This is a genomic window from Herpetosiphon sp., assembly GCF_003512625.1.
GTDB lineage: Bacteria > Chloroflexota > Chloroflexia > Chloroflexales > Herpetosiphonaceae > Herpetosiphon > Herpetosiphon aurantiacus.
In genome coordinates this window covers 41,641-54,230 of the sequence record NZ_DOPT01000078.1, presented here as the reverse complement: position 1 = coordinate 54,230, position 12,590 = coordinate 41,641, and the positions used below count along the sequence as shown (strand labels likewise).

Here is a 12,590-nt window from a genome sequence, read left to right as displayed (position 1 = left end):
GAACCAGCCTATCCGTGGTTCGTAGCAGAAACCTACCCTTGTAAGGAAAGGGATTGGGGTGAGGGCTTTTACTTTTGTAAGCTATCGCGAATTTCGCGTAGCAACAACACTTCTTCGCTTGGTGGTGGCGCGGCTGGTGCTTCGACTTCTTGCTTGCGGCGGGTCGAGTTGATGCCTTTGACAAATAAGAAAAGCACAAACGCAATAATTAGGAACTCAATAATGGTTTTGATCAGTACCCCAATCATAATTGGTGTAGCCCCAATCGAAAATTGCCATGTTGCAATATTAACATCATTGAGAATGAGGCTAAGAATGATGCTGATAATCGGCATAATCACAACATCAACCAGTGCTGTGACAATTTTGCCAAAAGCGGCCCCAATAATCACCCCAATTGCCAAATCGAGAACATTGCCTTTGAAGGCAAATTCCTTGAACTCCTTAAACATCGCGTATCCTCCGGTACTAGGCCACTCTAGGCCATCGAGCAAACAAGCGTAGTCTAAAAGCTACGCTTTACGGTGAAATTAACGATTATTTAAGCCACATGCAGGTGGGTACGATGCGGCTTGCTGGGTGCAGAAGCCAGAGTGAGGTGCTGCCAACGGTGGTTTGGGCTTGGCCTATGGTAGCATGGGCACTAGCAAAAGACAATTATGTGAGGAAGCTGATGCAATCACCAATTTCGTTTACCCAATTAACCTTAGCTGCCACGAATATCGAACAAATGGCGGCCTTTTATAATTCAGTGCTGTTTACTAATTTTCGCAAGATTAAGCATGGCGAGCACACGCTGTATGAAGGTTTTTTGGTCAATATTCCCTTATTGCTCTGTCCGAATGCGATTGCAGGAGTCGTCGCTGAGCAAAGCCGCTTGCAATTTCACGTGTGTGTGCCCGATTTAGCCCGAGCGCTCGAAAAAGTGGTGCAGCATGGCGGCACGATCGTCACGCCACCAAGCGCAGGCGGCATCAAAGCGGCAATCGTGACTGATCCCGATGGCAATAGCCTTGAGTTAATTCAAGAATAATTAATCGTTGCTCAAAACTGCTGTCAATACCGCGATCGCTTGTAAATATTCGGCCAAGGGCAAGCGCTCTTGGGGCGTATGATCAAGCGCTGCATCGCCTGGACCATAGGCGACAACTGGGCATCCCCAGGCTGGCCCAACTACATTCATGTCGGCGGTGCCAGTTTTTTGCACATAGCGCGGTTGCTGGCCGTTGGCGCGAAACACCCGCCCAAAGCGCCGCGCAATGCTTGATGTGCGTTCGCTACTAAACGCGGGCGTTGCGCCGCTTACCTTTAAATGGGCATAATTGGGCAGCAGTTGTTGCAGCATCGCAGTATAGGCCGCCGGATCAAGATCTAACGGCAAACGGACATTGACTAGCAATTCGCACCAATCGCGCAAGCCATCGCCACCTGATTCAATTTTTACCAAACTTGGCAGCAATTGATCGAAAGCTCGTTCGCGACCTTGGTTGATCGAATAAGCATGTTGGGCGATCGCTTGCCATAATTCACAGCCATGTTCGGCGGCGGTGTGGCTGGCGTGGGCCGAATGGGCCGCATCTTGCTCGATGCGAATTTGCGCTCGCAAGTTGCCTTTGTAGCCTAAGGTGAGCCGATCTGCGCCGCTTGGTTCGCCCACGATGCACCAAAGTGGCGCAGCCATGGTTTGGGCTACAAAATGCGCACCTTTGGATGAAGCAACTTCTTCTTCGACGCAACCAACCACAATTACCCGATAGGTTAGGCGTTGTTCGGCATGAGCGCGGGCGGCGGCAGCGATAAACGTGGCTAACGAGCCTTTAGCATCGACAGCACCGCGCCCCCATAGCTCGCCATCGCGCACTTCGACTGGAATATTGCCCGGCACGGTATCCATATGTCCGAGCAACACGACGGTTTCAGCAGCAGCGCCAATCACGCCAACTGCATTGCCAACCGCATCAATATGGGCATCGAAGCCAAGTTGATTCATCTGCTCAACCAACAATTGGGCGATTGCGGCCTCGTCGCCCGAAACACTGGGTGTTGCCACCATGGCCTCAATTAACTGCAAAGCTTGTTGATCGTTCATGCGCTTGGCTCCTCGAAGATGCTGCGTAAGGTTGCCACTAAGCGTTCTAATTCAGCCCAATTAATCACCAACGGCGGGAGCAAGCGCAACACATTGCTGCCCGAATTGAGCGCAATAATCTGATGCTGGTTCATCAATTTTTGTAGATAGGGCGCAACTTTTTCCTTGAGTTCAATGCCCACCATCAAGCCTAACCCGCGCACCTCGCGAATTTTGGGCGAGTTGATTGAACGTAATTGAGCGAGCAGCCAATCGCCTTTTTCGGCAGTTTGATCGACCAATTGTTCTTCACGAATTACCCGCAGCGAAGCCCGCGCCGCTGCACACGCCAAAGGGTTGCCGCCAAAGGTCGAGCCATGCGTGCCAGTCGCCAATGCGCCAACTCGCTGGTTGATCACCACCGCGCCCATTGGCATGCCCCCGCCCAAGGCCTTGGCCAAACAAACGAAGTCTGGCTCTAAGTCAAAATGCTCAAATGCAAACATTCGCCCAGTACGGCCAAAGCCAGTTTGGACTTCATCGAGAATCAATAAAGCTCCGCGTTCGCGGCAAATTGTTTGGGCTGCTTGCAAAAATTCAGCGGTTGCCGGGCGAATGCCGCCCTCGCCTTGGATAATTTCAACAATCAACGCAGCAGTTTGCTCAGTAATAGCGTTTTGCAAACGCTCGATATTATTGTAGGGAATATGGCTAAAATCGGGCACAAGCGGCATAAATGGCTCGCGGTAGTGACTCTCCCATGTAGCGCTCAAAGCTCCAAAAGTGCGACCATGAAAGCCACGCATGGTTGCTACAATCGCGGTACGGCCTGTAGCCATGCGCGCAAATTTCAAAGCAGCTTCGACTGCTTCCGTGCCACTGTTGCACAAAAAGACCCGTTGAAATTCGGCTGGAAATAATTGTACCAACTCGGCTTGCAATAAGGCCCGTTGATCATTATGAAAGGCTTCGGGGCAAACCGTCAGGGTTGCGGCCTGCTCGGCGATTGCCTGCACCACCGTTGGGTGACAATGGCCGATGTTGGCAACCCCAATGCCTGAACCACAATCAAGATAAGCTTGGCCGTGATCGTCGTAGAGGGTTGCGCCGCTGCCACGCACCAAAGTAATCGGACGCTTGGCGTAAACTCCGGCGCTATGGGCAGCTTCTAAATCTGCAAATGCTTGTTGTTCAGTCATGGTTTGGTTCCTAGCAACTCAGCCGTTTATTCGATGATCGTTCCCTGGCCAGCAAGGGCATCGCTAATTGGTTGGTCACGGCGGCCATCGCCAATGATGACGCGGCGCAAGCCACCGTCGAGCGCAGTTTGTGCGCCCAGCAATTTTTTCTTCATGCGGCCTTGCGCTAGTTTTTCGGTGGCTTGGGCTAATTCGGTTCGCGGCAAGCGACCAATCAAACTGCTTTCGTTGGGAAAATTGCGATACAAGCCACTGACATTGGTCAATAGCAAGAGCGTTTCGGCTTCTAGCGCTACGGCTACACTGGCCGCACCGCGATCACCATCAATATTTAATGGTTCGCCCACGTTGCTTACCGCCAATGGAGCAATGACTGGCAAATAGCCTGCGCTCAGCAAGGTTTGCAACAAACCCCGATTAACCTGATCGATGCTGCCAGTCCAATCATCGCGAATCACGCGCACCCGACCATGTTCGACCGCACGAACATTGGTTTTGCGTGTGCCCTGTAATAAGCCGCCATCGATGCCCGATAAGCCTAAGGCGTTGACTCCCAAACCGCGCAAACGCTCAACAAATTGGCGATTGAGCAAGGCCGTCGCCATCATAAAAATTTCGAGCGTGCGCCGATCAGTTTGGCGGCTGGTGTGGCCTGATGGCGAGGTAATGAAGCGAGGCGGATGTCCAAGCTGCTCACCAAGCGTGTTCGCTCCATCTGAGCCACCATGAAACAGCACGATTGGCTGGCCTTGGGCGGCAAGTCGGGCAATATCAGCGCAGAGATTGCTATAATCAATCCCCGCTGCCCCGCCAATTTTTATTACAAGCATGTGTATGATCCTTATTTGATCCACGAAGAGCACGAAGGATGGGGGTTAAGGTTATATGTAATGGTTACTATCCCTCACCCCCTGACCCCCTCTCCCGCCCGCGAGGCGAGGGGGAACCGCTTCAGAAGTGCTCCCCTCGCCCGCCGCAGTTGGGGGTGAGGGAACGAAATGGACTATCAACCCATAGCCTAAACTGGATGCAAGCCTGTAAACTCCAGCCCCAAGCGTTCATCGAAGCCATGCATCAAATTTAAGCATTGGATGGCGGTTCCGGCTGCGCCCTTCGTCAAGTTATCGAGGGCACACAGCGCAACCACGCGACCAGTCGCCTCATCGAGTGCCCAACCAATATCGGCGTAATTGCTGCCAGCCAAGATTTTTGGCTCAGGATGGCGGTGCAAGCCACTGCGATCATGCACAATTCGCAGAAACGGTTGTTCGGTAGCGGCAGCGCGATAGGCTCGCCACAGATCGCGTTCGTTGACCGAGCCTTGAGTAAACACATGGCAGGTTGCCAAAGCGCCGCGCACCATTTCCACCGATGTGATCGAAATATGCACATTTTCAAGGCCATGGGCTTGCATAATTTCGGCGGTGTGGCGATGGCCAACTGGGGCAAACGAGCGCACCACACCTGAGCGTTCGGCATGATGGCTGCCATCGTTGGCAACCGCGCCCGCCTCAGACGAACCAACCTTGACTTCCGCCACCACAGGCTTGGTTTGATCGATCAAGCCTGCCTTGACCAACGGCAATAAGGCCAAGTTAATCGCTGTTGCATTACAGCCCACACCGCTGATATAGCGGGTTGCGCGAATTTGCTCGCGATACAATTCGGGCAAACCATAAACAAAACGCTCCAGCCATTGCGGGGCAGGGTGAGGTTCGCCATACCAACGGCTATAGGCTTCGGGGTCGCGCAAACGAAAATCGGCTGAACAATCGATTAATGCTTGACCAAGGCCAGCGTAATGCTCGATCTTTTTGGCGGCTGAGCCATGCGGCAAGGCCAAAATCAACACATCGCAAGGCTCCAACGTGCTTTGCGGGCTATAGCGTAAATCCGTGCGACCACGCAAATTGGGGTGAGTGCTGTAGACATATTGGCCTGCTAAGCGTTCGCTGGTGACCTGACGCACCTCGACGTGGGGATGCCCCAACAATAAACGCAGCAATTCACCACCGACATAGCCCGAGCCACCAACTATCGAAACTGAAAGCATAACAACCTCAAATGGCTACAGCCCGCCGCCTATTGCGCTTGAGCTAGCACATAATCAACAATTCGTTCGGGAATATTCACTCCAGTTGTGCTGATGCTGTTGCGAAATTCCATGGTGTAATTGACTTCATTGACCAAATAACGACCTTCGGCAGTCTCGAACACATCGATTGCAACTACGCCGCCACCAACTGCATTGGCCGCGCCAATACAAATATCGGCTAAGGCTGGCGTGATTGGGCAGTTTGATGCTTGGCCGCCGCGAGCCGTATTGGTGATCCAGTGTCCGCTGGTGCGATAAATCGCCGCAATGCACTCATCGCCAACCACAAACGCCCGAATATCGCGACCACCTGGTTTGTTGACATATTCTTGAATATAGAAAATGGCATGCTGATAATTGCCCAAGGTATCGCGATGCTCAAGCACCGCCTCGGCAGCTTCGCGATCGTTGATCTTTGAGACCAAGCGCCCCCACGAGCCAATTACTGGCTTCAACACTACCGGATAGCCCAAACTTTCAATCGCTTCGAGCGCTGAATCTTGAGTGTAAGCCAGTAAACAACGGGGCGATGGCACGCCGTTGCATAATAAGGCTTGGGTAGTCAAAAATTTATCGCCACAGGTTAATGCCACATCATAATTATTGACGGTTGGAATACCAGCATCGTTCAAGGTTTTGAGTGTGTACAACGCTCGGCCATGGTGCAACGAACGCTCAATAATCACATCAGGAAATTGTTCGCGCACTTGGCGATTGGCTTGCAAAGCATTCAAATCAAACCATGTCTGATCATCATCAATCCGCTCAAATTGGACATTGCGCCGCTCAAACTCAGTGATCAGCAGCTTTTCTTCAACCCGAATTCGGGAACATAACATACCTACACGCATTGACATAACTCCCTTACTCGCCCCAGTCTTCTTCGACTTCGGGTGCTAATTCCAAGACAACTGGGTTCAGGCTGACAACTTCGAGTTCTGCGCCGCAATCAGGGCATGGCACAATCTCGCCATCCAAAATATCGGCTGCCAACGCGATCGTTGCTTCACATTCTGGGCATTGTGCGCTCATTGTTTGTAATCCTTTATTGAATAGGGGTCGGGATTGAGAATTTCCCTCACCCCCCACCCCTCGCCCACTGCGGCGGGCGAGGGGCGTTAATTATTCCAATAGCCAAAGGTCTATAGCCTTACTCTCTGCGCCTCTGCGTTAAAACTCCCTGACCTCTGATCTCTGACCCCTGAACCCTCGCCCTTTCGTGTTCTTCGCGTCCTTCGCGGTTTCGTACCCTCTTCGTGTCCTTCGTGCGCTTCGTGGATCAAAATTGGTCAATCACGGCTTGCACTACTTCGGCAGTCGTCGCCGCGCCAGCTAGATCGGGCGTATATGGCCCATTGGCTAATACCGCTTGAATCGCAGTTTGCAAACGCTCGGCGTAGCTGTTCAAGCCCACAAATTCGAGCATCAACACGCTAGCGCTCAAGGTTGCCAAGGGATTGGCGATGCCTTGGCCGGCAATATCCGGTGCGCTACCATGCACAGGCTCGAATACCGCCGTGCGCGTGCCATAATTGGCCGATGCTGCCAAACCAAGCCCGCCACCCCAAACGCTAGCTACATCTGAGAGAATATCGCCAAACAAATTGGTGGTGACCAACACTTCAAAGCGCTCGGGAGCACGCGCCAATTGATAAGCAGCGTTATCGACTAACATTTCTTCAACTTGTAAATCGGGCGCATCGCTTAGCACGCGCAGTGCAGTTTCGCGGAACAAACCACAGGTTTCGCGTAGCACATTGGCTTTGTGTACCACCGTGATTTTGCGGCGGCCAGTGCGTTGGGCATATTGGACTGCCCATTGCACAATCCGTTCGCTGGCTTGGCGGGTGATAATTCGTTGCGCCGTAGCCCGTTCATCGCCCTCGCGGGTTTCTTGGCCGCTATACAAACCCTCGGTATTTTCGCGTACCACCACCAAATTGACTCCAGCGCGGGCGTTGGCCAGCGGTGGCGTTTGGACTGGCCGCACACAGGCATATAAATCAATGGCTTTGCGCATGCCAACAATTGGACTGCGATAGCCAGCGACCCGCTGCGATGGCGAACTAACTGCGCCAAACAAGGTTGAATTGGCCGCTTGGACAGCCGCTAAAGTTTGTTCGGGCAAGGCGTTGCCAGTGCGCTGAAAGGTTTCCCAACCAGCCTCGGCCTCAACAAACTCGGCAGGAACTGCTAAGGCTTCGAGCACTTGGCGGGCTGCTTGCACCACTTCGCGGCCAATCCCATCGCCAGCAATCAAACACAACCTGGTCATGTTTAGGCTCCTGTCGCGGGAAAGCGACCATGGCGACGGTAGAATGGCACGATTCCGCCTTCAGCCCAGACTTCACGCATCCAGCCTTCTGGTGGTGGTAGTTGAATTTGGTTGGCATTGTTGGTGATCAGGCCAGCAGCCAAATCAAAATCCACAAAATCGCCATCAGCAACTTGCTCGCGAAGATCGGCGGTGAAACAGGGAATGCCCAAGTTCAAGGCGTTGCGGAAGAAAATGCGGGCAAACAGCGGAGCGATAATTGCGCCAACCCCGCAGCGCTTCAAGGCCAAGGGAGCATACTCGCGGCTTGAGCCACAGCCAAAGTTTGGCCCAGCAATAATTAAATCGCCTGGCTGAACGTTGGGGGCAAAATCGGGCCGCGCTTCGATAAAGGCATAGCGTCGCACATCATCGTTTGCGCCGAGCATGTAGGGAGCATAACGGCCTGGAACCATCTGGTCGGTGTTGACATCATTTCCAAAAACCCAAATCCGTGGCATAGTGCTGACTCCTGTGCAATTGCAAAAATTAGGCGAAAACTGCTTGCTCAGTGCTATCGAGCACATTGCGCGGGTGGGTGATGTAGCCCGTGACGGCGGTGGCGGCGGCAACTTCAGGCGAGGCCAAGTAGATATTGGCTCCTGGGCTGCCCATTCGTCCGCGGAAGTTGCGATTGCCAGTGAAAACGCAGACTTCATCGGGCGCTAACACGCCCATATGGCGACCAATGCATGCGCCACAACCAGGTGTACCGATGGTTGCCCCAGCCGCCAACAAGGTAGCTAATGTGCCATCGCTGGCGGCGCGATGCAGACTTTCGCTCGAAGCAGGTACGACAATCATTCGCACATTTGGAGCCAAACGCCGTCCCTTGAGAATGCTGGCGGCGGCGGCCATATCTTCGTAGTGGCCATTGGTGCAGGTGCCAAGATAGACGACATCAACCGCGACCCGCCCGACATCAGCCAAATCGACTACGTTATCGACATAATGCGGTACGCTAACTTGCGGTTCGAGCGTGCTCAAATCGCATTCGACAACGCGGCTGTAGCTGGCATCGGCCTCAACCCTCAACCATTCTGGCACGGGATGTTCAGCGCCCAAGCCAGTTGGGGCAACGATTCCGGCCTTGGCTCCAACTTCAATTGATAAAGTTGCCAAGGTCATACGTTCGCGCCACGAAAGAAAATCAACCCCGTGCCACTCGACGCTTTGATAGGTTGCTCCATCAGCGCGGAGCGTGCGAGCCGCCCACAAACCAAAATCCTTGACGCTCACGCCTGGTTGAAAATTGCCAACCGCATTGACCCGCACAGTTTCTGGGACGCGAAACCAAGTTTGGCCAGTCGCCAGTGCTAAGGCGATATCGGTCGTGCCCATACCTGAGCCAAAGGCCGCTGCTGCACCATAGCCAGTGCTATGCGAATCGCTGCCAACCACCAGCATGCCCGGTTGCACTAACCCTTCTTCGATCAACACGGGGTGCGAGATGCCGCGACCAACATCAAACAAATGGCTGATGCCTTGTTGGGCGACCCAACGCCGCACTTGTTGTTGCTGCTCGGCTTGGCGCACGGTGGCGGCTGGGGCAACGTGGTCGATTACCACTGCAACTTTGTCGCGATCCCACACGCGTTCAGCGCCTAATTCGTTGTGCAAGGTTTCGATAATGCTAGGCGAGAGGCTATCGTGCATCATCACCAAATCGACGTTGACTACCACCATATCGCCTGCTTGCACGTCGCTGCGACCGGAAGCATGCCCCAAAATTTGCTCGGCAAATGTCTGACCCATTACGAAAACTCCCAAAAATAGCTGAAAAATGGCACATCAAGGTATAGCAAGCTAGGGCATTGAAATAGCAATTTCAATTGCCAGCTTGAAAAATCGTTAGGCTGCTTGGAGGGTGCTTGAGCGCAGCAGCGCATCCACCTCATCGAGCGTCAACGGCTGATCATCGGCAGCAGCTTTGAGTTGGGCTGCAATCGCGATAATCGTGGTGTCGCTCAGATCCAAACCTAGGGTGTTGGCGCGGCTTTGCAAGGCATGGCGACCAGTCAGGCGATGACCAATCAGCACATTGCGTTCGCGCCCAAAAGCCTTGGGATCGATCGCTTCATAGGTGCTGGGATTGGCCAAAACAGCCTTGGTATGCAGGCCAGCCTTGTGAGCAAAGGCGGTTTCGCTGGTGATACAGGCATTGAATGGCACTTGAATGCCCAAGATTGCCGCAACTGTGTGATCAAGTTGGGCCAACATTGGCAAGGCATAGCCTGCAACACTTTCAGGTTCGGAGAGGTAGAGGCGGGCAATTAAGCCGCTGAGCGCGGCGATGCCGTTGCGTTCGCCAATGCCAAGAATGGTCGTATCGATGTGGGTTGCGCCTGCTTCGAGCGCTGCATAGGCATTGGCAATTGCACAGCCGCCATCGTTGTGGCCATGAAATTCAATGTCGCAGCGAACTGCATTGCGGACTGCACCAACCACACGTTCAACATCGCGTGGCGTGGCAATGCCCACCGTATCGGCGATGCCAACCCGCTGCACGCCAAGCAAATCGACAGCTTGGTAGACGCGCAATAAATCGGGCAGTGGGGTGCGGAATGAATCTTCGCAGGAGAACCGAACTTCGATATTTCGTTCTTGGAGGAAACGCACAACTGGGCCAACTTCTTCCAAAATCGCTTCAATTGAGCGACCATGGCTCCATTGGCGCAGATAGGGTGATGTGCCAAAGAGGATATTTACGCCAGCCACGCCACATTCAGCAGCGAGCCGCACGTCATCAAGGTTACAACGGGTGTGGGTCAGCAGCTTGGTGTTGCCGAGCGGCAAGGCTGCGATGCTGCGCAAATCTGCCGTACTTTGCGGCGAGGCGCAGGGAGAGGTCATTTCGATGTATTCAACGCCAAACTGAACCAGCAAATTGGCGATGGCGAGGCGATCTTCACTGCTGAAATGAGCATTGGCCCATTGTTCGCCTTCGCGTAATGTCGTATCAACAATTGCAAAATGCCGTGTCATGAAAGCACAATCCTTCCGCAAGAACATCCGGTGAACAATTCAGGGCGAACAGCCGCAGGGCGGTGGATATGGCTGATGCGTTTAAGTTGCTTGAGTATGGCCATGGGAAAATCCTTTCAAACCGACGTTGGATACAAAAAAACTCGCCGTTGGTTGCGGCGAGCCTTGGTGTTTATTGAGCGCGTGAAGTGTTGCTTAGACGCGACGCAATAACCCAGACTCGCTGCCTGGCTTCTTTGCGCTACGTTTTTTCGAGTTCAGGTACAATTGTTGACTGAACATAGTAAGAAACTCCACAAACCAAAAGTTCTGCGGCGAAGCATAGCAGGCAGGTTTGAGTTTGTCAAGTGACGAGTTTAAGAGCATAGAGCATAGAGCAAAATCAGAAGTCAAAAATCAAAAGGCAAAACAGGAGGAGTTAGGGGTCAGGATTCAGTGGCGAGGGAGTTTTAACCACAAAGAAGCATGAGGTTGTAAAGATTTATTCGGTTGACAGTGAATGTCATGCCCTCACCCCCTAGCTCTCTCTCCCGCAAGCGAAGCGAGGGGAAACCTCTCCAGCAGCGCTCCCCTCGCCCACCGCAGTGGGAGAGGGGTCGGGGGTGAGGGTATGATGAAACTGGTTGTTAATGCTATAAGCCATTACAGCTAATTCATAACCTCATATTCTCTGCGTTAAAAGCAAGCCCCCGATCCCTAGCCCCTGACCCCTGACCCCTAGCCCCTTATGTTCTATGCTCTATGTTCTGGATAATTGCCTCACGCATAGCCGAACCAACCGATTCCCAGCGATACCGTGCCGCAATTTCGACACTGCGTGCCCCAAAACGCCGACAGCGTTCAGGATCGCCAACCAGCTTGATCAAGGCGGTGGCTAGTTGATCAACCGTGCCTGGTTCGACCAAATAGCCGTTGTGATCGTGCTCGATAAAATCGGGCATGGCTCCAAGATTGGTTGAAACCACAGGCAGCCAATAGTTCATGGCTTCAATCGTGACGATGCCAAATGGCTCAAGTTTGGTGGGCATGCAAAAGACGGCGGCGCGTTGATAATAGTGCGGTAATTGCTCAACCGGAATCCGCCCAATCACCTCAACCCCTGGCTGATTGGTTTGAGGGTTTGCGCCGATGATCGTCAAGGTGGCATTGGGATAAACCGCCCGCACTTGGGCGAAAGCTTGCAGCAATTCAGGGCCGCCTTTACGCTCCCAATCTATCCCAACATAGACAATATTTTGGCTGGCATAGCGAGCTGGATCAGGCGGTTCGCTGATCACCGGAGCATTGCTGCCAGCGTAAACACAACGTACTTTGGCTGGATCACAATGGTAATCTTCGACTAGTGAACGTGAAACATGATTGGAACGTGTAAAGACTAAATTGGCATTTTGATAAATTGTTGGCTCTAACTTCATCCATTCAGGGTGATAGAGTGAAGCCGGATTAAAGCCTGGATATTGACGATTTGCCAGCAAGGTATGGTCGGTATAGACAAAATGCGGGATATTTGGCACGCTAGCATCAAATAATGATTGCATCTGAAAACTAAACAGATAGTCGTCATCGCGCAGTAAATCGGCCACTAAATGCTTGACAGCACGGAAAATATAACTAGTGATCAAAAAGGCATCTTTGGGGCCACGTCGCCGCATGGCCAAATCGCCAGCATATTGGCGTAATGTCCACCAGCCGTTTAATGCAACCAAGGCAGGCTTGCGTCGAATGATGGGAATTAAATCGATCTCACGGAGTTCGTATTCGGGGAATTGAGCACGCAGTGCTTCGGCGGTTCGCACATTCGCCAACGGCCAGCGCCCCTTACGAATAAAAGCAATTTTGGGAGCCACACGCACCTCCAGCACAGATCACGACCGACAGTAACTCGGGGCTACTGTCGGTCTGAATTGAGGATTTTATTGGAAAAAGCGG

Annotated in this window: 13 protein-coding genes; 1 reads left to right on the top strand and 12 read right to left on the bottom strand. The window is 52.9% G+C overall.

Features of this window, described 5'->3' with window-relative positions:
• Positions 1–68: 68 nt before the first annotated feature.
• The gene (mscL, locus tag DEF47_RS17050) at positions 69–452 is read right to left on the bottom strand and encodes a large conductance mechanosensitive channel protein MscL (RefSeq protein WP_012190845.1); all 384 of its coding nucleotides are present in this window, start codon (positions 450–452) and stop codon (positions 69–71) included.
• A gap of 221 nt (positions 453–673) precedes the next feature.
• Here mscL and DEF47_RS17045 point away from each other — a divergent pair, with 221 nt between their 5' ends.
• Positions 674–1,033: a VOC family protein gene (locus DEF47_RS17045; protein WP_041304628.1), complete on the top strand. Its 360-nt coding sequence runs from the start codon at positions 674–676 to the stop codon at positions 1,031–1,033.
• On the opposite strand, the gene DEF47_RS17040 is transcribed toward DEF47_RS17045, so the two are convergent.
• The 11 genes from DEF47_RS17040 to DEF47_RS16990 form a co-directional block, all read right to left on the bottom strand.
• The gene (locus DEF47_RS17040) at positions 1,034–2,089 is read right to left on the bottom strand and encodes a [LysW]-lysine hydrolase (protein ID WP_012190843.1); all 1,056 of its coding nucleotides are present in this window, start codon (positions 2,087–2,089) and stop codon (positions 1,034–1,036) included. It abuts the gene before it with no gap.
• A complete protein-coding gene (locus DEF47_RS17035) occupies positions 2,086–3,267 on the bottom strand; it encodes an aspartate aminotransferase family protein (RefSeq protein ID WP_012190842.1) in 1,182 nt (393 codons plus the stop codon). The genes DEF47_RS17040 and DEF47_RS17035 overlap by 4 nt, the downstream gene beginning before the upstream one ends.
• A 26-nt stretch (positions 3,268–3,293) precedes the next feature.
• Positions 3,294–4,097, bottom strand: coding sequence for a [LysW]-aminoadipate kinase (locus DEF47_RS17030; protein ID WP_012190841.1), 804 nt, complete (start codon positions 4,095–4,097; stop codon positions 3,294–3,296).
• 188 nt (positions 4,098–4,285) lie between these two features.
• Positions 4,286–5,320, bottom strand: a complete 1,035-nt coding sequence (argC, locus tag DEF47_RS17025) for an N-acetyl-gamma-glutamyl-phosphate reductase (RefSeq protein ID WP_012190840.1) — start codon at positions 5,318–5,320, stop codon at positions 4,286–4,288.
• A 29-nt stretch (positions 5,321–5,349) separates the two neighbouring features.
• On the bottom strand, positions 5,350–6,213 hold the full coding sequence (lysX, locus tag DEF47_RS17020; RefSeq protein ID WP_012190839.1) for a lysine biosynthesis protein LysX: 864 nt from the start codon (positions 6,211–6,213) through the stop codon (positions 5,350–5,352).
• A gap of 13 nt (positions 6,214–6,226) precedes the next feature.
• A complete protein-coding gene (gene lysW / locus DEF47_RS17015) occupies positions 6,227–6,394 on the bottom strand; it encodes a lysine biosynthesis protein LysW (protein WP_012190838.1) in 168 nt (55 codons plus the stop codon).
• A gap of 247 nt (positions 6,395–6,641) precedes the next feature.
• Entirely contained in the window at positions 6,642–7,637 is a 996-nt protein-coding gene (locus DEF47_RS17010; protein ID WP_012190837.1) for an isocitrate/isopropylmalate dehydrogenase family protein, read from the bottom strand.
• Between the two features lie 2 nt (positions 7,638–7,639).
• On the bottom strand, positions 7,640–8,137 hold the full coding sequence (locus tag DEF47_RS17005) for a LeuD/DmdB family oxidoreductase small subunit (RefSeq protein ID WP_012190836.1): 498 nt from the start codon (positions 8,135–8,137) through the stop codon (positions 7,640–7,642).
• A gap of 28 nt (positions 8,138–8,165) precedes the next feature.
• Positions 8,166–9,431, bottom strand: coding sequence for a 3-isopropylmalate dehydratase large subunit (locus DEF47_RS17000; RefSeq protein ID WP_012190835.1), 1,266 nt, complete (start codon positions 9,429–9,431; stop codon positions 8,166–8,168).
• Between the two features lie 96 nt (positions 9,432–9,527).
• On the bottom strand, positions 9,528–10,661 hold the full coding sequence (locus DEF47_RS16995; protein WP_012190834.1) for a homocitrate synthase: 1,134 nt from the start codon (positions 10,659–10,661) through the stop codon (positions 9,528–9,530).
• Between the two features lie 725 nt (positions 10,662–11,386).
• The gene (locus DEF47_RS16990) at positions 11,387–12,508 is read right to left on the bottom strand and encodes a glycosyltransferase family 4 protein (RefSeq protein WP_287045251.1); all 1,122 of its coding nucleotides are present in this window, start codon (positions 12,506–12,508) and stop codon (positions 11,387–11,389) included.
• Positions 12,509–12,590 lie beyond the last annotated feature (82 nt).